20 protein-coding genes and 2 tRNA genes are annotated in these 20,556 nt (G+C 53.2%); 3 read left to right on the top strand and 19 right to left on the bottom strand.

Features of this window, described 5'->3' with window-relative positions; genetic code table 11:
- Positions 1-9: 9 nt before the first annotated feature.
- The 3 genes from rlmH to FDX19_RS22820 form a co-directional block, all read right to left on the bottom strand.
- Positions 10-477 carry a 23S rRNA (pseudouridine(1915)-N(3))-methyltransferase RlmH gene (gene rlmH, locus FDX19_RS22830; protein WP_003022725.1) on the bottom strand — a complete coding sequence of 156 codons (468 nt, stop codon included), beginning with the start codon at positions 475-477 and terminating at the stop codon, positions 10-12.
- A gap of 3 nt (positions 478-480) precedes the next feature.
- Positions 481-798, bottom strand: coding sequence for a ribosome silencing factor (rsfS, locus tag FDX19_RS22825; protein WP_003022728.1), 318 nt, complete (start codon positions 796-798; stop codon positions 481-483).
- A 254-nt stretch (positions 799-1,052) separates the two neighbouring features.
- Entirely contained in the window at positions 1,053-1,664 is a 612-nt protein-coding gene (locus FDX19_RS22820) for an adenosylcobalamin/alpha-ribazole phosphatase (RefSeq protein WP_137384510.1), read from the bottom strand.
- A 97-nt stretch (positions 1,665-1,761) separates the two neighbouring features.
- On the opposite strand from FDX19_RS22820, the gene cobD reads away from it, so the two are divergent.
- Positions 1,762-2,856, top strand: a complete 1,095-nt coding sequence (gene cobD, locus FDX19_RS22815) for a threonine-phosphate decarboxylase CobD (RefSeq protein WP_137384509.1) — start codon at positions 1,762-1,764, stop codon at positions 2,854-2,856.
- On the opposite strand, the gene nadD is transcribed toward cobD, so the two are convergent.
- From nadD to leuS, 4 genes are read right to left on the bottom strand one after another with little or no spacing between them, the layout of a single operon-like run.
- The gene (nadD, locus tag FDX19_RS22810; RefSeq protein WP_137384696.1) at positions 2,831-3,472 is read right to left on the bottom strand and encodes a nicotinate-nucleotide adenylyltransferase; all 642 of its coding nucleotides are present in this window, start codon (positions 3,470-3,472) and stop codon (positions 2,831-2,833) included. The genes cobD and nadD overlap by 26 nt on opposite strands.
- 1 nt (position 3,473) lies before the next feature.
- Entirely contained in the window at positions 3,474-4,505 is a 1,032-nt protein-coding gene (gene holA / locus FDX19_RS22805; RefSeq protein ID WP_137384508.1) for a DNA polymerase III subunit delta, read from the bottom strand.
- Positions 4,505-5,098 (bottom strand): LPS assembly lipoprotein LptE, encoded by a 594-nt coding sequence (gene lptE, locus FDX19_RS22800; protein ID WP_137384507.1) that lies wholly within the window; start codon positions 5,096-5,098, stop codon positions 4,505-4,507. Before lptE ends, holA begins: the two co-directional genes overlap by 1 nt.
- Before the next feature lie 14 nt (positions 5,099-5,112).
- Positions 5,113-7,695, bottom strand: coding sequence for a leucine--tRNA ligase (gene leuS / locus FDX19_RS22795; RefSeq protein ID WP_137384506.1), 2,583 nt, complete (start codon positions 7,693-7,695; stop codon positions 5,113-5,115).
- 235 nt (positions 7,696-7,930) lie between these two features.
- On the opposite strand from leuS, the gene FDX19_RS22790 reads away from it, so the two are divergent.
- Positions 7,931-8,413, top strand: coding sequence for a zinc ribbon-containing protein (locus FDX19_RS22790; protein WP_137384505.1), 483 nt, complete (start codon positions 7,931-7,933; stop codon positions 8,411-8,413).
- A 96-nt stretch (positions 8,414-8,509) separates the two neighbouring features.
- Here the strand turns inward: FDX19_RS22790 and rihA are convergent, their stop codons facing one another.
- The 10 genes from rihA to miaB form a co-directional block, all read right to left on the bottom strand.
- The gene (rihA, locus tag FDX19_RS22785; protein WP_137384504.1) at positions 8,510-9,445 is read right to left on the bottom strand and encodes a pyrimidine-specific ribonucleoside hydrolase RihA; all 936 of its coding nucleotides are present in this window, start codon (positions 9,443-9,445) and stop codon (positions 8,510-8,512) included.
- Between the two features lie 116 nt (positions 9,446-9,561).
- Positions 9,562-10,287 (bottom strand): glutamate/aspartate ABC transporter ATP-binding protein GltL, encoded by a 726-nt coding sequence (gene gltL / locus FDX19_RS22780; protein WP_042309800.1) that lies wholly within the window; start codon positions 10,285-10,287, stop codon positions 9,562-9,564.
- Complete coding sequence (gene gltK, locus FDX19_RS22775; protein ID WP_137384503.1) at positions 10,287-10,961, bottom strand: glutamate/aspartate ABC transporter permease GltK; 675 nt, start codon at positions 10,959-10,961, stop codon at positions 10,287-10,289. Before gltK ends, gltL begins: the two co-directional genes overlap by 1 nt.
- Positions 10,961-11,701, bottom strand: a complete 741-nt coding sequence (gene gltJ, locus FDX19_RS22770) for a glutamate/aspartate ABC transporter permease GltJ (RefSeq protein ID WP_137384502.1) — start codon at positions 11,699-11,701, stop codon at positions 10,961-10,963. The genes gltK and gltJ overlap by 1 nt, the downstream gene beginning before the upstream one ends.
- A gap of 162 nt (positions 11,702-11,863) precedes the next feature.
- Positions 11,864-12,772 (bottom strand): amino acid ABC transporter substrate-binding protein, encoded by a 909-nt coding sequence (locus FDX19_RS22765; protein WP_170974427.1) that lies wholly within the window; start codon positions 12,770-12,772, stop codon positions 11,864-11,866.
- Between the two features lie 392 nt (positions 12,773-13,164).
- A complete protein-coding gene (gene lnt, locus FDX19_RS22760) occupies positions 13,165-14,703 on the bottom strand; it encodes an apolipoprotein N-acyltransferase (protein WP_137384500.1) in 1,539 nt (512 codons plus the stop codon).
- 24 nt (positions 14,704-14,727) lie between these two features.
- Positions 14,728-15,606, bottom strand: coding sequence for a CNNM family magnesium/cobalt transport protein CorC (gene corC / locus FDX19_RS22755; RefSeq protein ID WP_006685515.1), 879 nt, complete (start codon positions 15,604-15,606; stop codon positions 14,728-14,730).
- Between the two features lie 96 nt (positions 15,607-15,702).
- Complete coding sequence (gene ybeY / locus FDX19_RS22750) at positions 15,703-16,170, bottom strand: rRNA maturation RNase YbeY (protein ID WP_137384499.1); 468 nt, start codon at positions 16,168-16,170, stop codon at positions 15,703-15,705.
- Positions 16,167-17,213: a PhoH family protein gene (locus tag FDX19_RS22745; RefSeq protein ID WP_019076268.1), complete on the bottom strand. Its 1,047-nt coding sequence runs from the start codon at positions 17,211-17,213 to the stop codon at positions 16,167-16,169. The genes ybeY and FDX19_RS22745 overlap by 4 nt, the downstream gene beginning before the upstream one ends.
- Before the next feature lie 153 nt (positions 17,214-17,366).
- A complete protein-coding gene (miaB, locus tag FDX19_RS22740) occupies positions 17,367-18,797 on the bottom strand; it encodes a tRNA (N6-isopentenyl adenosine(37)-C2)-methylthiotransferase MiaB (RefSeq protein ID WP_137384498.1) in 1,431 nt (476 codons plus the stop codon).
- Between the two features lie 145 nt (positions 18,798-18,942).
- Between miaB and ubiF the strand changes: the two genes are divergently transcribed.
- On the top strand, positions 18,943-20,118 hold the full coding sequence (ubiF, locus tag FDX19_RS22735; protein ID WP_137384497.1) for a 3-demethoxyubiquinol 3-hydroxylase: 1,176 nt from the start codon (positions 18,943-18,945) through the stop codon (positions 20,116-20,118).
- Between the two features lie 101 nt (positions 20,119-20,219).
- Here the strand turns inward: ubiF and FDX19_RS22730 are convergent.
- Positions 20,220-20,294, bottom strand: a tRNA-Gln gene (locus FDX19_RS22730).
- Positions 20,295-20,330: 36 nt separating this feature from the next.
- A tRNA-Gln gene (locus tag FDX19_RS22725) sits at positions 20,331-20,405 on the bottom strand.
- Positions 20,406-20,556 lie beyond the last annotated feature (151 nt).

Here is a 20,556-nt window from a genome sequence, read left to right as displayed (position 1 = left end):
AATCAATGATCACTCACGGTGATAAGGATGGTTGGTGGTAATGCTCCACGCCCTGTACAGACTCTCTGCGACCAGCACCCGAACAAGAGGGTGGGGAAGGGTTAATGCAGAGAGTGACCAGCTTTGTTCCGCTGCCGCTTTGCAGGCGGGGGACAGCCCTTCCGGTCCGCCAATCAACAGACTGACGTCACGACCATCCAGTTTCCAGCGTTCCAGCTCGGTCGCCAGCTGTGGCGTGTCCCAGGGTTTGCCTGGGATATCAAGGGTGACGATGCGGTTTTTGCCTGCGGCGGCCAGCATCTGTTCACCCTCTTTGTCGAGAATGCGTTTAATGTCCGCGTTCTTGCCGCGTTTTCCTGCCGGGATTTCAATCAGCTCAAAGGGCATGTCTTTTGGAAACCGGCGCAGGTATTCCGTAAAACCGGTTTGCACCCAGTCAGGCATCTTCGTACCCACGGCGACAAGTTGCAGCTTCACGCATTAACTCCAGAGTTTTTCCAGTTCATACAGGCGACGGCTCTCTTCCTGCATAACGTGGACAATCACATCGCCAAGATCGACGACGATCCAGTCAGCTACGTTCTCACCTTCTACGCCAAGCGGCAGCAGACCGGCGGTGCGAGATTCCTGAACAACGTGATCGGCGATAGACATGACATGGCGACTGGACGTGCCAGTGCAGATAATCATGCAATCGGTGATACTGGATTTGCCCTGAACATCTAAGGCGATGATGTCTTGACCTTTCAGGTCATCAATTTTGTCGATTACAAAATCCTGGAGTGCTTTACCCTGCAAGTGTTCCCCCTGGGTGAAAAGAGTTAAAAACGTCTGTTAGTATACCTGAACCAGAGGCGATATCGGGACAAATGTCTCCGAAAGCGCTTTTGAGGTGCGCTATCATCCCACCCCACGCAACAGAATGCATCGCCATTTTTGTAAAACAATTTCTGCAAAGCTCTGAAAGGCGGGAAAAGTCAGGTTGCGGAGAATAGCAGCCTGTCATAGGGTGTCAATGGGAGAGAGGCCCATCGGCAGAAAAAACAGTGCATTCACTCACCCTCGTGCCACACGGCGCGACTATTGAGAACTTTCAGAACTGCAAAGTCGTCACAAAAATCAATTGCACTCCAGCAACCCTGTTCGATGCGAAAGTGCCACATGGCGGCCGCGGGCATGGACAGCAGCCGGGCCACCAGCACGCTCAGCACACCCTGATGACTTACCACCAACAGATTTTGACTGTCTTTGTAATCAGCAAGCCGCGCAATGAAACGTTCAACACGCTGTGAAAATGCCTGGAATCCTTCGCCATTGGTTGGGGTTGCGTTCTGCCAGTCATTACACCACACGGCATAATTTTCAGCGTCTTCACGTGCAAGATCGCGATGATGGCGCATTTCCCAGTCGCCAAAGAACATCTCATTAAGTTCAGGCATGACACGCAAAGGAACCTCGCGTTCCGCCAGAATCAGTTGGGTTGTATGGCGGGCGCGTTCGAGTTCGCTGCACAGGACGTTGTCGAAAGGGACATTGCGTAGCCGCCCACTCAGTGATTGCGCCTGAGCAATCCCTCGTTCCGTTAGCGGTGTGGGGGCATGACCGCTGTATAATCCAGCGACATTGGCTTCGGTTTCTCCGTGACGTACTAACCAGAGTCTCATTTTTTCCTCTTGGGGCTATTCGCACAAAATATGATGCTTGCCCTGATTGCGCAGAGATTTTTTCAATAAAATACCCTTTTTTGACTGGAGCGGCACGATGTCTTTATTGAAGAGCGCGCACGGCGGTAATACCCGAGAAGCCGCCGCATTGTTGGGCATCCCGCCTGAGCAATTGCTGGATTTTAGCGCGAATATTAACCCGCTGGGTATGCCCGCAACCTTAAAATGCGCGCTTATCGACAATCTGGACAGGGCTGAACGCTACCCGGACGTTGACTACATCCAGTTGCATGCGGCGCTGGCACAGCATCATCAGGTACCTGTTTCGTGGATCCTCGCGGGGAATGGCGAAACAGAATCTATCTTCACCCTGGTTAATGGGCTCAAGCCGCGTCATGCGCTGATTGTCGCCCCCGGATTTGCTGAATACCGCCGGGCGCTGGAATGGGGAGAATGTGCGATCCATGAATTTGCGCTGCGCGAGGAGGATGGCTGGCAGCTCACCGCCACGATCCTGGATGCGTTGACGCCGCAGCTGGACTGCCTCTTTCTTTGTACGCCCAACAACCCGACAGGGCTATTGCCCGATGATCGTCTGCTTGCTGCGATAGCAACGCGCTGCGCTGAATTGGGGATCACCTTGATTCTGGATGAAGCCTTTATTGATTTTATTGCCGGGGAGGAGGGTTTTATTCCGCGGCTACAAGAGAATCCGCACATTTGGGTTCTTCGCTCGCTAACCAAGTTCTATGCGATACCGGGGTTGCGACTGGGTTATCTGGTCAATAGCGACGAACAGGCCGTGGCGCGGATGCGCAGCCGACAAATGCCGTGGTCAATTAACGCATTTGCCGCGCTGGCGGGAGAGATGATTCTTAGCGATAGCGCCTACCAGCAGGCGACGTGGCAATGGTTGGCACAGGAAGGACAGCGATTTGATCAACAATTGCAAACGCTGCCCGGCCTGACAGCCTATCCCGGTCGGGCTAACTATCGGCTGTTACGCTGCGATCGACCGGATATCGATTTGCAAAAATCACTGCTGGAACAACATGTTTTGATCCGCAGTTGTGCCAATTACCCTGGGTTGGATGCGCGTTATTACCGGGTTGCTGTTCGCAGTCAGGAAGAAAATGACCGCCTGCTGGCGGCATTAACCAACACGCTTAGCGGTACAAACCCTGCTGGTTGATATAGTCGAGCACGGCGCGTGGCAGTAAGTCGTCGCACGGCTCGCCTTTTTCCAGGCGTTCGCGGATAAGCGTGGCGGAGATATTGAACCAGGGCGTTTCGGCAAGGTAAATCTTGCCTGCCGGCAGGTTATGCAGATCATCTGCCGTATGGGTCAGATGACGCTCCAGCCACTGCTGGTGCTGTTCCTGTGCCATCTCAAGGGGATAACCCGGTCGTCGACACACGATAAGATGGGTATTATCCAGAATCGTGTCGTAATCATGCCAGGAAGGAAAGGTCAGCAGTGAATCCTGACCAATAATGAATGCCAGCGGTGCATCCGGGCCTTGTTCCACGCGCCACTCTTGCAGCGTTTGTGCGGTGTACGAGGCGGTATCGCGTTTTAGCTCGCGTTCATCCAGTGAAAACAAAGGCTTGTCGGCAATGGCCAGTTCAAGCATATGTTTACGCTGGGCGCTGGAGGCTTCCGGTTGCGCACGATGTGGTGGTACGTTATTGGGCATGACAATGACCCGAGACAGGCCAATCAGATTCGCCAGAATTTCAACGGGTTTCAGATGACCATAATGCACCGGATCAAAGGTGCCACCGAACAGAGCCTGCAATGATTTCATATCAACCATCAATAAAAACATCTGCCAGTGATTTATGGCAAAGCAACAGGGAAAGTCCCTCAAGCTCCGCCCACACTGACTGACCATAGTCTTGTTTAAGCGTAATTTCCGTACGTGTTAACAGCGTGACCGCCTGACGTAACTGCGTGGGGGTCAGTCGGTTTAACGCATCTCCCATCATGCCACGGCGATTTTGCCATACCCGATGTTTGTCAAACAATGCCCGTAATGGGGTATGGGCCGACTGCCGTTTCAGGTTCACCAGCAGTAATAATTCCCGCTGCAGAGTACGTAACAAAATAACGGGTTCACTGCCTTCAAGACGAAGCTGTTGCAGAATATGCAGCGCGCGCTTGCTTTTGCCCATCAGCAGCGCATCCACCCAGTGGAAGGGGGTAAAGTGCGCGGCATCGTTAACGGCTTGTTCTACACGAGGCAGCGTTAATTTACCGTCAGGCCAAAGTAGCGACAACCGCTCCAGTGCTTGCGCTAACGCTAACAGATTGCCTTCGTAGCAATAGCATAAGAGCTGGTTGGCGGCGTCATCCAGCTGCAGATTATGGTGCTTCGCCCTAGCGGCTACCCAACGCGGAAGCTGTGCCTGTTCAGGTGTCTGGCAGCTAACCAGCACCGCGTTATTCGCCAGCCTGGTATACCATGCGGCGTTTTCCTGGGCTTTGGTCAGCTTGTGACCACGAACAATAAGCAGCAGATCGTCATGTAGCAGCGTGACGAGCGAAGCAAGTTGTTCGTTAATGGCGGCATTGGGGCCATTTTCTGGCAGCTGCAGGAGTAACGTTTGACGGCTGGCAAACAGGCTCATTGCCTGGCAAAGGGAAAAGATTGCGCCCCAGTCGGTGCTGGTATCGAGGGTGAAAGTATGGTGTTCTTCGAACCCTTGCGCGGCGGCAGCCATACGGACGGTGTCCTGGCTCTCCTGCAACAACAGGGGATCATTGCCCAGTAATAAATACGCCGCGCGCAGCCCTTCATTGAGCTGTGCGCGGAGTTGTTCAGGGTACAACTTGAGCATCAGTTACCCAGCGTGGTGGAAACACGCGCCGGAGAGGAGGACGCTGGCGCTGCAGTTTTCACTGCAGGCTCGACGTCATCACTGGATGACTGAACATCAGCAATATGTACGCTTGGCAGTTTACGAATCAACTGCTCGGCCGCCTTGTCGTACATCTCTTTAACGATCATCTCCTGCTCGTTATCCTTCGCCAGTGCCGCTTGCGGGTTGTCGAAGAATGAACGATAGACTTTAGCGCTGATCGGGTAAATATCATGGCCCGGGATCAGGACTGAAGCACTAACGGACATCACCATCTGGTATTCAGCGGTTTGACCGTTCTGGAACACGGACGCGGTATCCTGCGAAATGCTGACTGCACCAAGGCGTAAGGACGGAACGTCTTTGCGCGTTGAGCTGTCTTCCAGCAGTGTAACGCCATTCAAACGCAGCTGATTACGCACCGCACGGCTTAACGGGCCGTTCGGATCACCCGTGACCAGAATCATGGTTTTCATCGTGGGGGGAACCTGCGTAGTACTACGCAGATGCCAGCCACACCCGGCGGTGGCAAGCACCACCAGGGATAACAACAATGTTGTCAGATGTCGCACGCTTCCTCCCGCGCTTAGCCAACGACCAGATTGAGGAGTTTACCCGGTACATAAATCACTTTACGTACGGTAACGCCATCAAGATATTTTGCGACCAGATGCTCCTGGCCAGCACGTTCACGAACCTGCTCTTCAGTGGCGTTTACCGGAACGGTAATTTTACCACGGACTTTGCCGTTGACCTGAACCACGATCAGCGTGGAGTCTTCGACCATGGCGCTTTCGTCAGCAACAGGCCACGGCGCATTGTCGATATCGCCTTCGCCTTTCAGCGCTTGCCACAAGGTGAAGCAAACGTGTGGTGTGAACGGGTTAAGCATACGCACAACGGCCAACAGCGCTTCCTGCATCAGGGCTCTGTCCTGTTCGTCTTCCTGCGGTGCTTTTGCCAGCTTGTTCATCAGTTCCATAATCGCCGCAATCGCGGTGTTAAAGGTCTGACGACGACCGATATCATCAGTCACTTTCGCGATGGTTTTGTGTACGTCACGACGCAGCGCTTTTTGATCTTCGCTCAACGCATCAACGTTCAGTGCCGCCACATCACCCTGGGTGGTGTGTTCGTAAACCAGTTTCCAGACACGTTTCAGGAAGCGGTTTGCCCCTTCTACGCCGGATTCTTGCCATTCCAGGGTCATGTCAGCCGGAGAGGCGAACATCATGAACAGACGCACGGTATCCGCACCGTAACGTTCAACCATGACCTGCGGGTCGATACCGTTATTTTTCGACTTGGACATTTTGCTCATGCCGGTATACACCAGCTCATGACCTTGGGCGTCCCGGGCCTTAACGATACGACCTTTTTCGTCACGCTCAACGATCGCATCAACCGGAGAAACCCAGTTACGCTCGCCGTTTGCGCCAACGTAGTAGAACGCATCTGCCAGCACCATACCCTGGCACAGCAGCTGTTTAGCCGGTTCGTCGGAGTTCACCATGCCTGCGTCGCGCATCAGTTTGTGGAAGAAGCGGAAGTAGAGCAGGTGCATGATGGCGTGTTCAATACCACCAATGTAGATATCAACCGGCAGCCAGTAGTTTGCCGCTTCCGGATCCAGCATGCCTTCGTTGTACTGCGGGCAGGTATAGCGCGCGTAGTACCAGGAGGACTCCATAAAGGTATCGAAGGTGTCGGTTTCGCGCAGCGCAGGCATACCGTTAACGGTGGTTTTCGCCCACTCCGGATCGGCTTTGATCGGGCTGGTGATACCGTCCATGACGACATCTTCCGGCAGAATAACCGGCAGTTGGTCTTCTGGTGTCGGCAGTACGGTACCGTCTTCCAGCGTGACCATCGGGATTGGCGCACCCCAGTAACGCTGACGGGAAACACCCCAGTCGCGCAGACGGTAGTTAACTTTACGCTCACCGACACCAAGAGCTACCAGCTTGTCGGCAATGGCGTTGAACGCGTCTTCGAAAGCCAGGCCGTCAAACTCACCGGAGTTAAACAGCACGCCTTTTTCGGTCAGCGCTTGTTCGGACAGATCCGGCTCTGCGCCTTCAGCGGTCAGAATTACCGGCTTGATAGTCAGGCCATATTTAGTCGCAAACTCGTAATCGCGCTGATCGTGGCCCGGAACAGCCATGACTGCGCCTGTACCGTATTCCATCAGGACGAAGTTTGCAGCCCAAACCGGGATCTCCTCGCCCGTCAGCGGGTGAACGGCTTTAAAGCCGGTATCGACGCCTTTCTTCTCCATGGTTGCCATTTCGGCTTCAGCAACCTTGGTGTTGCGGCATTCGTCAATGAAGGCGGCCAGTTCTGGGTTATTTGCAGCGGCTTTCTGCGCCAGCGGGTGACCTGCGGCAACGGCCAGATAGGTCGCACCCATAAAGGTGTCCGGACGGGTGGTGTAAACGGTCAGCGTGTTGTCGTAACCGTTCACATCGAAGGTGATTTCCACGCCTTCAGAACGGCCAATCCAGTTGCGCTGCATCGTTTTCACGGTGTCAGGCCAGTGATCCAGGTTATCCAGGTCACGCAGCAGTTCGTCAGCGTAAGCGGTGATTTTGATGAACCACTGTGGGATCTCTTTACGCTCAACTTTGGTATCGCAGCGCCAGCAGCAGCCGTCAATAACCTGTTCGTTCGCCAGGACGGTCTGGTCGTTCGGGCACCAGTTCACCGCAGAGGTTTTCTTGTATACCAGACCTTTTTTGTACAGTTCGGTGAAGAACTTCTGTTCCCAACGGTAGTATTCCGGGGTGCAGGTCGCCAGCTCACGGCTCCAGTCGTAACCAAAGCCCAGCATTTTGAGCTGGTTTTTCATGTAAGCGATGTTGTCGTACGTCCACGGTGCTGGCGCGGTGTTGTTCTTAACCGCAGCGCCTTCCGCAGGCAGACCGAATGCATCCCAGCCAATGGGCTGCAGTACGTTTTTGCCCAGCATGCGCTGGTAGCGGGCGATCACGTCACCGATGGTGTAGTTACGTACGTGGCCCATGTGTAGTCGACCAGAAGGATAGGGAAGCATAGACAGGCAGTAATACTTCTCTTTGCTCTCGTCTTCGGTAACTTCAAATGTGCGCTTCTCATCCCAGTGAAGCTGTACTTTGGATTCTATCTCTTCCGGGCGGTATTGCTCTTGCATGGCAGCCAGTGGTCCTGTTTTCAATACAGCTACAAACGTAGCTCTAGATGTGGTGTTTCAGATCCGCATAGCATAGCCCAAACGCCCGCGTCAAAACAGCCTTTCACGCATTCAGCGTTGAATTCCCGCAAGGATAATTCTTGCACGAATTTACACACTCTGTGGACAGTCTTGCAAAGCGTAGCGTAAATAACGTCTATTATTATAGACAGTTAACGACCCAGGAGGCGAAGCGATGAACAAGGTTGCTCAATATTACCGTGAACTGGTGACGTCACTCAGCGAACGTCTGCGTAATGGCGAACGCGATATTGATGCGCTGGTGGAGCAGGCGCGCCAGCGTGTGATGCAAACCGGGGAGTTAACCCGAACCGAGGTGGAAGAGCTCACCCGGGCCGTGAGACGTGACCTGGAGGAGTTCGCTCTTAGCTATGAAGAGAGCCTTGATGAAGAGAGCGACAGCGTCTTTATGCGGGTTATCAAGGAGAGTATCTGGCAAGAACTGGCCGATATCACCGACAAAACGCAGCTTGAATGGCGCGAGGTCTTTCAGGATCTTAGCCATCATGGGGTTTATCACAGTGGCGAGGTGGTGGGACTGGGAAATTTGGTCTGCGAGAAGTGCCATTTCCATTTAGCGGTTTACACCCCGGATGTGCTGCCGTTGTGTCCGAAATGCGGACACGATCAGTTCCAGCGCCGGCCGTTTGAACCGTAATCGCTTATTGCCTGATGGCGACGCAAAGCGTCTTATCCGGCCTACAAATTGCACGATTTGGTAGGCCGGATAAGCGTTAGCGCCATCCGGTGTGTTTTAGGCGTAAAACTTCAGACGCTCTGCCAGCAGATCGACAAACCCCTGGCGATCTACGTCCACCATCACGGTGGCGTTTGGCTTATTGCCGCTCAGGAAGTAGTAGTCTACCACGGTCATTCCCTGGGTATATTTACCCTGCGTTTCCACGCCGACCCAACGTTCAACGGTAGTAAACAGCTCAGGTTTCAGCAGCCAGGCAATGGTGCATGGATCGTGCAGCGGTGCGCCGACAAACCCCCATTTCTCGTCTTTGTGGTACTCGAAGAAAAAGTCCAGCAACTCAGCGACAATGGTAGAAATGGGGTTCCCGATCGCACGGAACCGTTCCGTATCTTCACGATGAATTTGCGCTTTATGTGTGACGTCAAGTCCCGCCATCACTACCGGAATTCCCGACTGGAACACAATCTCGGCCGCTTCAGGATCAACATAAATATTGAATTCTGCCGCAGGCGTCCAGTTTCCGAGACCCATTGCGCCACCCATGATAACGATACGGGCGATCTTAGCGTGCAGTTCAGGATGACTGTTCAGCAACAACGCCACGTTCGTTTGCGGTCCGGTGGAGACAATCGTTACCGGCTCATGACTCTCGCGTAGGGTTTTTGCCATCAACTCAACGGCAGTACAGGCCTGTGGAGCAAAAGCGGGCTCCGGTAGCGCAGGACCATCCAGACCGCTTTCACCGTGCACGTTGTCGGCGATAATCAGATCGCGCATCAATGGTTTTAGCGCTCCGCCGGCCACTGGAATATCGGTACGGTTAAGCAGCGTCAACATGCGCAACACGTTACGTAGCGTTTTATCGGGTGTCTGATTACCGGCAGAAGAGGTTATCGCTTTCACGTCCAGTTCAGGTGAGGCGAGAGCGAGAACAATTGCGATAGCGTCGTCATGACCTGGATCGCAATCAAACAGAATGGGAAGTGCCATTGTTGCTCCTTGTAAGTGGGACTTTGTGACAAGGTTAACGCTGGGCTGTACATGATTCGAGAAGTGAAGGTATAAAGCGTGAGGTGGCGCGCACCTGAAGGTACGCGCCAGTATGATCAGTGCAATATTTTCGCGAGGAAGTCTTTGGCGCGGTCTGATTTTGGATTGGCGAAGAACTCCTCTTTCGGTGAGTCTTCAACAATTTTCCCTTCATCCATAAAGATAACCCGGTTCGCTACTTTCCGTGCAAAGCCCATTTCGTGGGTAACCACCATCATGGTCATCCCTTCATTGGCCAGCTCAACCATCACGTCCAGTACTTCATTGATCATTTCGGGGTCCAGTGCAGATGTCGGCTCGTCAAACAGCATGGCGATAGGATCCATACACAGCGCCCGGGCGATAGCGACACGTTGTTGCTGACCCCCAGAGAGTTGTGCCGGAAACTTTTCGGCATGCGCCGCCAGACCAACGCGTTCAAGCAGCTTTTGTGCTTTTGCTCGCGCCGGCGCTTTATCGCGTTTAAGCACTTTGACCTGGGCTAACGTCAGGTTCTCGATGATCGACAAATGGGGGAACAGTTCAAAGTGCTGGAACACCATGCCGACGCGGGAGCGCAGTTTGGCCAGATCGGTTTTCTTGTCATTTACGACGGTGCCATCAACGGTGATGATGCCCTGCTGGACCGGTTCCAGACCGTTTACCGTCTTGATAAGTGTGGATTTACCGGAGCCCGACGGGCCACAGACCACCACCACTTCTCCTTTTTTCACTTCCGTGGAGCAGTCGGTCAGCACCTGAAAGTGACCATACCATTTAGAAACATTTTTCAGGGTAATCATTAAACTGTCCTTTTCTTCAAATAGCTGACCAACAACGATGCGCTCAGACTGAATACAAAATAAACGGCGCCAGCGAACAGGATCATTTCAACCTGTGTACCATCACGCTCGCCAATAGTGGAGGCGGTACGGAAGAAATCTGCCAGACTCAATACGTAGACCAGCGAGGTATCCTGGAACAGTACGATGCCCTGAGTCAGTAGCAGCGGAACCATGGCGCGGAATGCCTGCGGCAATATGATGAGCTTCATTGATTGCCAGTGCGTCATCCCTAGCGCCAGCGCAGCGCTGGACTGTCCGCGAGAGATACTCTGGATCCCGGCACGGATAATTTCCGAGTAGTAGGCCGCTTCGAACATCGAAAACGCGACCATTGCTGAGATCAGGCGAATATCGGTTTTCGGTGACAGCCCCAGCACGTTTTGCAGAAAACCGGGCACAATCAGGTAGAACCACAGCAGCACCATGACCAGAGGGATGGAGCGGAATACGTTGACGTAGATCTTTGCAAACCAGGAAATCGGCGCAAAGCTCGACAGTCGCATGACTGCCAGGAGGGTTCCCCACACGATACCAATGATAACCGCGGTAACGGTGATTTTCAGCGTGATGAGCAGCCCATCCAACAAATATGGCAGGGAAGGGACGATAGAACTCCAGTCAAATTCGTACATTATTTGCCTCCTAAATTGCCAGGCAGGCGGATTTTACGTTCGACGAAATTCATCACCAGCATAATAAAGGCGTTAATCAAGACGTAGGCAAGGGTAATGGCCGTAAACGATTCCCATGCGTGGGCAGAGTAGTCCAGCAGTTTCCCCGCCTGTGCCGCCATATCGACCAGACCGATGGTTGAGGCGATGGCTGAGTTTTTCACCAGGTTCATCATTTCTGATGTCATCGGCGGTACGATCACGCGGTAGGCGTTAGGCAGCAAAACATAGCGGTAGGCCTGTGGCAGCGTTAGCCCCATCGCCAGTGCGGCGTTTTTCTGCCCGCGAGGCAGTGATTGAATCGCGGCACGAACCTGCTCACAAACGCGTGCGGCGGTAAACAGCCCCAGACAGATCATGGAGGAAAGGAAGAACTGGATGTTAGGGTCCAGTTCTGACTTAAACCACATGCCAATGTTTTCCGGCAGCAGTTCAGGCACGACCAGGTACCAGGTAAAGAATTGAACGATCAGCGGTACGTTACGAAAGAGCTCGACATACAGCGTGCCAATTCCGGAAAGGAAACGGTTCGGAACGGTACGTAAGATGCCGAATAACGAACCCACCAGGAAAGCGATAATCCAGGCGGTGATGGATAATGCGACAGTGACCTGGAAACCGCTCCAGAGCCAGCCAAGATAGGTGGTGTTGCCGAACGGGGCCTGTTGTAAAAAAATACCCCAGTTCCAGTCTATAGACATAAATCTACTCCAGAAAAAAAAGGGTAGCAGCGCTACCCTCGAAGATTGTTATTCAGCGTTTAGCGGTTTTCAGGCCTGATGGGGAACGACCATCAGGCTTATAGTCTGTCCGTGCCAAGTAACAATCGAGAGGGCAAGGTGAACTCGCCCCATTTATTTTAGTTAGTTAAGCGCTTTATCATTCGGTGACTTGAACAGAGCCTTCATTTCGTCTGACAGTTCGAAATTCATGTTCAGGTTCTTCGGCGGAATTGGGTTTTTAAACCACTTATCAAACCATTTTTCCGCCTCGCCTGAAGTCTGAGCCTGGGCAATGGTGTCATCCATCAGCTTTTTGAATTCAGCATCGTCTTTACGCAGCATACAGCCGTAAGCTTCCTGAGACTGCGGCTTGCCGACGATCTCCCAGTTGTCCGGTTTCTTCGCTTTCGCGCGCTCGCCGGCCAGCAGTGCGTCATCCATCATAAAGGCAACGGCGCGACCACTTTCCAGAGTACGGAAAGAGTCACCGTGGTCTTTCGCGCTGATGATGCGCATATCCATTTTTTGTTCTTCGTTCAGTTTGTGCAGCAGCACTTCTGAGGTGGTACCGGAAGTGACGACGACCGCTTTCCCTTTCAGGTCAGGGAAATCTTTGATATCGCCACCTTTTTTCGCCAGCAGACGGGTGCCGACAACGAAAATAGTGTCAGAGAAAGCCGCTTGCTTCTGGCGCTCAATGTTGTTGGTGGTGGAACCACACTCAAAGTCGAAGGTGCCATTTTGCAACAGCGGAATACGGTTCTGAGAGGTAATTGGGATCAGTTTCACCTGCAGGTCAGGCTTGTTCAGCTTTTTCTTCACAGCGTCAACAATTGCGTTGGAGTAATCCTGTGAATAGCCGACCACTTTTTGCTGATTATCGTAGTAAGAAAACGGTACCGAGGATTCACGGTGTCCGACGACGATTACGCCATTTTTAGCGATCTTATCCAGCGTACTGCCTGCCGCTGGTGCTGCGTCTTCTGCGTGCGCCAGACCAGCGGACATTCCCATAACCAGCATGGCTGTGGCGAGCTTACGTAATTGCATATCCAACTCCTTTATCGTCTGCGCCGGTGACGCATTGATACCCATTGTGATGTTGTTATTGTTTGCTACTTAAACGTGCAGTCTTGTATATGTTTGTTAACATTTAGTTTGGATGAATGTAAAGAATTTGCTGTGTTATTGTTTATTTTTGCGAAGTGCGCCGCACCATTTGGGGGCAAAAATATCCTGTTGCACTTTTCAGGTGCTACCTTCGCTCAACTTTGGTGCGACCAGGTTGCACATTCAGCCAAAACAGCGTTTGCCTTGTATAACAAAGCAATAGACGTGCCAGAATGGGAGAGGAGAGAGGAGTCGGCCGGATAAGCATGGCGCCATCCGGCGGAGGAGGCATGATGGCCGGGCGGCGGCGTACCGCCTTATCCGGCCTGCGTTTATCGGCGGCGCTGGCGCAGGCTCATTACCACCGCACCGAAACCAAACAAAGCGGTAAGCAGCCACAGCGGCCAGTTACCGGTACGGGCATAAGGGGTTAAGCCCGTGGTCGGCGTAACGCTGGTGGTCAGTACCTGACGGGTAAACTGCGGGATCATCGCCTGAATCTCCCCCTGCGGGCCAATCACCGCGGTAATACCGTTATTGGTGCTACGCAGCAGCGGGCGTGCCAGCTCCAGAGAACGCATACGTGCCATCTGGAAATGCTGCCACGGACCGATCGACTTACCGAACCAGGCATCGTTAGAGATGGTCAGTAGATAGTCCGTATCCGGGCGGAAGTTATCGCGTACCTGTTCGCCAAGAATAATTTCGTAGCAGATTGCCGCTGTCAGTTTGAAACCATGCGCATTGAGCTGCGGCTGGACATATGGTCCACGGCTGAATGATGACATCGGCAGATCAAAGAACGGTGCTAACGGGCGCAGAATCGATTCCAGCGGAACAAACTCGCCAAATGGGACGAGGTGATTTTTGTTATAGCGATTGGTCGAGTCATAACTGTACGGACTGTCTTTACCCAGCGTAATGATGGTGTTGTAGGTATCGTAACGGTTCTGCTTGTTGAGGCGAGCGTCGACAATACCGGTGATCAGCGTGCTGTTTTTGGATTTCAGTAGGTCATCCATCATGCCAAGGAAACGCTGCTGATTAATTTCCAGATCCGGGATTGCAGACTCCGGCCAGATAATCAGCTGCGATTTACCCATCTCTTGCTCGGTAGCATCAAGGTAAATCTTCAGCGTGTTAAGTAGCTGGCCCTCATCCCACTTCAGTGACTGTGGAATGTCGCCTTGCACCATCGATACCTGCGTGGTTTTTTCAGGTTCCAGCGTATACCACTGGATATAACGTAGCGGGAAGGGCAGTGCGAAAAGTATCACGGCCACGACCAGCGGACGCCAGTTACGGCTGACTATCGCCAGTACCAGCAGGCCGCTGACTATCATCAACAGGAAGTTGATTGCTTCTACGCCCATTACCGGTGCAAGCCCTTTTAGCGGGCCATCAATTTGGCTGTAGCCAAACTGCAACCATGGGAAGCCGGTCAGAACCCAGCCGCGCAGGAATTCAGTTATCTGCCAGATAACCGGCGCGGCAATCGCTACCCGAATCCAGCTGGTTTTCGGCCACAGACGCGACAGAATGCCAGCAAACAGACCGGTATAGAGCGACAGGTAGGCGGCAAGCAGAACCACGAGAAAAACGTTTACCGGCCCCGGCATGCCGCCAAACTGCGCGATGCTGACGTAGACCCAGTTGATGCCTGAACCAAACAGCCCCATTCCCCAGAAATAGCCAATGGCAGCAGACTGGAGAGGGCGGCGGTTGAGGGTGAGGGCCTGCAGACCCATCAGCGAAATAATCGCGGCGGGCCAGATGTCATACGGAGAAAACGCCAGCGTCCCGCAGGCACCGAATAATAACGCCAGCAGCAGGCGCATGCGCTGGCGTTCAATTAATGGGGCAAATGCCATGTAGTCTATGATCCAGTTTCGGGTTTATTCGTCCAGTTTGGGCTGGGGTGAGTCGTCCGGAATTCTGACATGAACCTGAATAATACGACGGCTGTCAGCCATCGCCACTTTGAACTGGTAACCATCAATGTCGATAGTCTCACCGCGAGCGGGTAAATGACCAAAGGCCTGCATAACCAGCCCGCCAATGGTATCAACTTCTTCGTCGCTAAAGTGGGTACCGAAGGCGTCGTTGAAGTCTTCAATCGGCGCCAGCGCGCGAATGGTCCAGGTGTGACGGCTGAGCTGACGGAAATCGATATCGTCTTCTTCGTCGTACTCATCTTCAATTTCACCGACGATCAGCTCAAGGATGTCTTCGATGGTCACCAGACCAGACACGCCGCCGAATTCGTCGATGACGATTGCCATATGGTAACGCTGGGAGCGGAACTCTTTCAGCATGCGATCAACACGCTTGCTCTCAGGGACAACAACCGCCTGGCGTAACACTTTCTCCATGCTGAACGCTTCGGCATCGCTGCGCATAAAGGGCAGCAGATCCTTAGCCATCAGAATCCCTTCAATGTGATCTTTGTCTTCGCTGATCACCGGAAAACGCGAGTGGGCAGACTCGATAATGACATCAAGGCATTCGTCCAGAGTCTGGTTGCGTTTCAGGGTAATCATCTGAGAGCGGGGGATCATGATGTCGCGAACGCGCTGGTCCGCAATGTCCATCACCCCTTCGAGCATATCGCGCGTATCTTCATCGATAAGGTCGTTCTGCCCGGAATCACGGATCAGCTCCAACAGTTCGTCACGGTTTTTCGGTTCACCGTGGAAAAGTTGGCTCAGTAACAGGGAAAAAAATCCCTTTTTGCTGGTTAACGTGTCACTACTGTGTGAATTGTCGTCGCTCATGGCGTCGTATGGGTTCTCATGTTAGTTAATAGGTCGCTCAATGCGCGTAAACTCAGCGCATGGCTTCATGGGAAGCCCGGGCAGATGCCCGACGGCTTATTCCTTCTCGGCAATGTACGGATCCTCATAGCCCAGAGCAAGCATAATCTCTGTTTCGAGGGATTCCATCTCTTCTGCTTCGTCATCTTCAATATGGTCGTAGCCCAATAAATGCAGGCTACCGTGTACCACCATATGCGCCCAGTGGGCTTCAAGCGGTTTGCCTTGCTCCTGAGCTTCTTTCTCAACCACCTGACGGCAGATGACCAGATCGCCCAGCAGCGGCATTTCAATGCCCGGAGGCGCTTCAAACGGGAAAGAGAGCACGTTGGTTGATTTATCTTTCCCGCGATAGGTCAGGTTCAGCTCGTGGCTTTCAGCGTCATCGACCAAACGAATCGTGACCTCTGACTCTTCCTGAAACTGCGGGATCACGGCATCCAGCCATGTCTGAAACTGACTTTCTGGTGGTAAGCCGGATTCGTTTTCGCATGCCAGCTGTAAATCGAGAATAACCTGACTCATTTTTGTTCCTGCTCCTGAGCTTCGCGCTTGCGTTCTGCCGCCAGCTCGGCTTTGCGTTTTTGTTCTGCTTCTTCCCAGGCTTCATATGCCGTCACGATACGGGCAACAACCGGGTGGCGTACCACGTCTTCGCTATGGAAGAAATTAAAGCTAATCTCATCGACTTCGGCCAGCACTTCAATGGCATGACGCAGGCCAGACTTGGTGCTGCGCGGCAGGTCAATCTGCGTGATGTCCCCGGTAATGACGGCTTTGGAGTTAAAGCCGATACGGGTCAGGAACATTTTCATCTGTTCGATGGTGGTGTTCTGGCTTTCATCAAGAATGATGAACGCATCGTTCAAAGTACGACCGCGCATATAGGCTAACGGCGCCACCTCAATGACGTTACGCTCGATCAGCTTTTCAACCTTCTCAAAACCGAGCATTTCGAACAGCGCGTCATACAGTGGACGCAAATATGGATCGACTTTCTGACTCAGATCGCCTGGCAGGAAGCCCAGTTTTTCGCCCGCTTCCACTGCCGGACGGGTCAGCAGAATTCGACGGATCTCCTGACGCTCAAGCGCATCGACCGCGGCGGCAACCGCGAGATACGTTTTACCCGTACCCGCAGGGCCAACGCCGAAGGTGATGTCGTGATCGAGGATGTTGGCAATGTACTGTGCCTGGTTTGGCGTACGCGGCTTGATTACCCCGCGCTTGGTTTTGATATTCACCGCTTTGCCAAATTCCGGCACGCTGTCAGCGCTTTGCTCAAGCACACGCGCTTCTTTAATCGCCAGATGAATTTGCTCAGGCTCGATGTCCTGCGTCTGACCGCGCATTGGGGCGGTATCGACATACAGGCTGCGTAAAATATCAGCCGCAGCGGTGACGCAAATTGGGCGACCGGTCAGCTTAAAGTGGTTATCTCGACGGTTAATTTCGATGCCGAGGCGACGTTCCAGCTGTTTGATGTTGTCATCAAATGGACCGCAAAGGCTCAACAGACGGGCGTTGTCTGCGGGTTCAAGGGTGATTTCGCGAGTGTCGATGTTCAAACTGTTCCTCTTTAGCATGTCTCGCCGGACGCTGAACATTTACCGGCATCTAAGGAAATTATTCACGCCACAGGGAAAAGGCGCAAGCATTGCAACAAATATGGGGATTGCGGGAGGAAATACAAGGCCCGCCAGAGCTGACGGGCCAGAAGATTAAGGCTGGTAAATACCTACGCCCAGATCGTTTTCTTTGCGGGTACGCGCAATGACCGACTCAGGAGATTCTGCGATGCGCAGGCCCATTTCGTCTTCGGTGCGAACCACTTTACCGCGCAGGGAGTTCGTCCAGACATCGGTAATTTCAACATCCACAAACTTACCGACCATTTCCGGAGCGCCTTCAAAGTTCACCACGCGGTTATTTTCGGTACGACCTGACAGCTCCATGATGCTCTTACGCGATGTACCTTCTACCAGAATACGCTGAGTCGTGCCAAGCATACGACGGCTCCAGGCCATGGCTTGCTGGTTAATACGCTCCTGCAGGATGTACAGACGCTGTTTTTTCTCTTCTTCCGGCACATCGTCAACCATATCGGCTGCTGGAGTGCCAGGGCGCGCAGAGAAGATAAAGCTGTAACTCATGTCGAAATTGACATCAGCGATCAGCTTCATGGTCTGCTCGAAGTCCTGGGTGGTTTCACCCGGGAAGCCGACGATGAAGTCGGAGCTAATCTGGATATCCGGACGCGCTGCGCGCAGTTTACGGATGATCGCTTTGTATTCCAGCGCGGTATGGGTACGGCCCATCAGGTTCAGTACACGATCTGAGCCGCTCTGTACCGGCAGGTGCAGGAAGCTCACCAGCTCTGGCGTATCACGGTAGACTTCAACGATGTCATCGGTGAACTCGATCGGATGGCTGGTGGTAAAGCGGATACGGTCAATGCCGTCGATTGCCGCGACCAGACGGAGTAGATCGGCGAACGAACCGATAGTGCCATCGTAGTTTTCACCGCGCCAGGCGTTGACGTTTTGCCCCAGCAGGTTCACTTCGCGTACGCCCTGCGCCGCAAGCTGGGCGATTTCAAACAGGATATCATCCGCCGGGCGGCTGACCTCTTCACCACGGGTGTAGGGCACCACGCAGTAAGTACAATATTTATTGCAGCCTTCCATGATGGAGACAAACGCGCTTGGACCTTCGGCACGCGGTTCCGGCAGACGATCGAATTTTTCGATCTCCGGGAAGCTGATATCTACCACCGGGCTACGGGTATTGCTACCGCGCACTTTGTTGATCATTTCCGGCAGACGATGCAGAGTTTGCGGCCCGAAAATAATATCGACGTAGTGTGCGCGTTGGCGAATATGGTCGCCTTCCTGAGATGCCACGCAGCCACCAACACCAATGATGAGATCGGGATTTTTCTCTTTTAAGAGCTTCCAGCGACCTAATTGATGGAAGACTTTTTCCTGAGCTTTCTCGCGGATTGAACAGGTATTCAGCAGCAGCACATCCGCTTCTTCCGCCACGTCGGTCAGTTGATACCCGTGAGTGGCATCCAGCAGATCGGCCATCTTCGATGAATCGTATTCGTTCATCTGACAGCCCCAGGTTTTAATATGGAGTTTTTTGGTCATCGACTTGCTCTTGCGAAATTGTGGCTGAAATGCAGGGCGCATAGTGTACTGCTTTGGCGCGGTTGTGACCAGTATGACGGATGTCAGCCTCAAGGGGTAAAAAATCCTGTAAACTTACACAATACAGATAACAGGATGATTGACCATGACAAATCAACCAACGGAAATTGCCATTGTCGGCGGGGGGATGGTCGGCGGCGCGCTGGCGCTGGGACTGGCGCAGCACGGATTTACGGTAACGGTTATCGAGCATGCCGTGCCCGCGCCGTTTGTGGCTGACGGACAGCCGGATGTGCGAATTTCGGCCATCAGTTCCGCCTCGGTATCGCTGCTTAAAGGGCTGGGCGTCTGGGATACGGTGCAGGGGATGCGCAGCCATCCTTATCGTCGGCTGGAGACATGGGAATGGGAAAATGCCCATGTGGTGTTTGATGCTGCGGAGCTTAAGCTGCCTTTGTTGGGTTACATGGTGGAGAATACCGTCCTGCAACAAGCGCTCTGGCAGGCGCTGGACGCTCATCCTAAAGTGACGTTGCGCGTGCCCACATCGCTGGTTTCTTTACATCGACATAATGACCGGCATGAGCTTGAGCTGGCAGATGGTGAAAAAATCAACGCGAAGCTGGTCATCGGTGCGGATGGGGCAAATTCTCAGGTGCGGAAAATGGCAGGGATTGGTATCCATGCCTGGCAATACGCGCAGTCCTGTATGTTGATTACCGTGCAATGCGAGAATTCGCCGGGAGACAGCACCTGGCAGCAATTTACCCCAGACGGTCCGCGCGCGTTTTTACCGCTGTTCGACGACTGGGCCTCGCTGGTGTGGTATGACTCACCTGCGCGAATCCGCCAGTTGCAGGGGTTGAGCATGTCGCAACTCCAGACAGAGATCGGCAAACATTTCCCATCGCGACTGGGTAACGTGTTGCCTGTGGCTGCAGGTGCATTTCCGCTGACACGTCGTCATGCGTTGCAGTATGTCCAGCCGGGACTGGCGCTGGTCGGTGATGCCGCGCATACCATTCATCCATTGGCGGGGCAGGGCGTTAATCTGGGGTTCCGTGATGTGGATGCGCTGATTGATGTGCTGGTGAATGCGCGCAGCTATGGCGAGTCCTGGGCCAGCCAGCCGGTACTGAAACGCTATCAGAATCGTCGCATGACTGACAATTTCATCATGCAAAGCGGCATGGATCTGTTTTACGCCGGATTTAGCAACAACCTACAGCCGCTGCGTATCATGCGTAATCTTGGGTTAATGGCCGCAGAGCGCGCAGGTGTACTGAAACGTCAGGCACTGAAGTATGCGTTAGGGTTGTAGCTCGAGCGCTACGGGGGAAATACGTAGGCCTGATAAGCGGAGCGCCATCAGGCGATAAACGCAGAAAAGCAAAAAGCTCGCCGAAGCGAGCTTTTTTAATATGGCTGGGGTACGAGGATTCGAACCTCGGAATGCTGGTATCAGAAACCAGAGCCTTACCGCTTGGCGATACCCCAACGGGTGCACCCACAGAGTGGACGACTTTTTGAAATTGGCTGGGGTACGAGGATTCGAACCTCGGAATGCTGGTATCAGAAACCAGAGCCTTACCGCTTGGCGATACCCCAACAATTTTTTGGATTTACCGAACGAGTCGATACGTCCTTAATACTGATGGCGCTACGCTTATCAGGCCTACATGACCTGTAGGCCGGGTAAGGTTTGGCGTCACCCGGCGTTAGAAAAGCAAAAAGCTCGCTGAAGCGAGCTTTTTTAATA

The sequence above is a fragment of the Citrobacter sp. wls619 genome (assembly GCF_005281345.1).
GTDB lineage: Bacteria > Pseudomonadota > Gammaproteobacteria > Enterobacterales > Enterobacteriaceae > Citrobacter.
The sequence above is the reverse complement of the archived record's forward strand: the minus strand, read 5'-3'. Positions and strand labels throughout refer to the sequence as shown.

Excerpts from the sequence above, each read along its gene's own strand:
- miaB (WP_137384498.1), bottom strand. The coding sequence starts at position 18,797 with ATGACCAAAAAACTCCATATTAAAACCTGGGGCTGTCAGATGAACGAA.
- gltJ (WP_137384502.1), bottom strand. The coding sequence starts at position 11,701 with ATGTCTATAGACTGGAACTGGGGTATTTTTTTACAACAGGCCCCGTTC.
- FDX19_RS22820 (WP_137384510.1), bottom strand. The coding sequence starts at position 1,664 with ATGAGACTCTGGTTAGTACGTCACGGAGAAACCGAAGCCAATGTCGCT.
- holA (WP_137384508.1), bottom strand. The coding sequence starts at position 4,505 with ATGCTCAAGTTGTACCCTGAACAACTCCGCGCACAGCTCAATGAAGGG.
- leuS (WP_137384506.1), bottom strand. The coding sequence starts at position 7,695 with ATGCAAGAGCAATACCGCCCGGAAGAGATAGAATCCAAAGTACAGCTT.
- cobD (WP_137384509.1), top strand. The coding sequence starts at position 1,762 with ATGTCTTTATTGAAGAGCGCGCACGGCGGTAATACCCGAGAAGCCGCC.
- FDX19_RS22790 (WP_137384505.1), top strand. The coding sequence starts at position 7,931 with ATGAACAAGGTTGCTCAATATTACCGTGAACTGGTGACGTCACTCAGC.
- lnt (WP_137384500.1), bottom strand. The coding sequence starts at position 14,703 with ATGGCATTTGCCCCATTAATTGAACGCCAGCGCATGCGCCTGCTGCTG.
- corC (WP_006685515.1), bottom strand. The coding sequence starts at position 15,606 with ATGAGCGACGACAATTCACACAGTAGTGACACGTTAACCAGCAAAAAG.
- gltK (WP_137384503.1), bottom strand. The coding sequence starts at position 10,961 with ATGTACGAATTTGACTGGAGTTCTATCGTCCCTTCCCTGCCATATTTG.
- ubiF (WP_137384497.1), top strand. The coding sequence starts at position 18,943 with ATGACAAATCAACCAACGGAAATTGCCATTGTCGGCGGGGGGATGGTC.
- nadD (WP_137384696.1), bottom strand. The coding sequence starts at position 3,472 with ATGAAATCATTGCAGGCTCTGTTCGGTGGCACCTTTGATCCGGTGCAT.
- FDX19_RS22765 (WP_170974427.1), bottom strand. The coding sequence starts at position 12,772 with ATGCAATTACGTAAGCTCGCCACAGCCATGCTGGTTATGGGAATGTCC.
- ybeY (WP_137384499.1), bottom strand. The coding sequence starts at position 16,170 with ATGAGTCAGGTTATTCTCGATTTACAGCTGGCATGCGAAAACGAATCC.
- rihA (WP_137384504.1), bottom strand. The coding sequence starts at position 9,445 with ATGGCACTTCCCATTCTGTTTGATTGCGATCCAGGTCATGACGACGCT.
- gltL (WP_042309800.1), bottom strand. The coding sequence starts at position 10,287 with ATGATTACCCTGAAAAATGTTTCTAAATGGTATGGTCACTTTCAGGTG.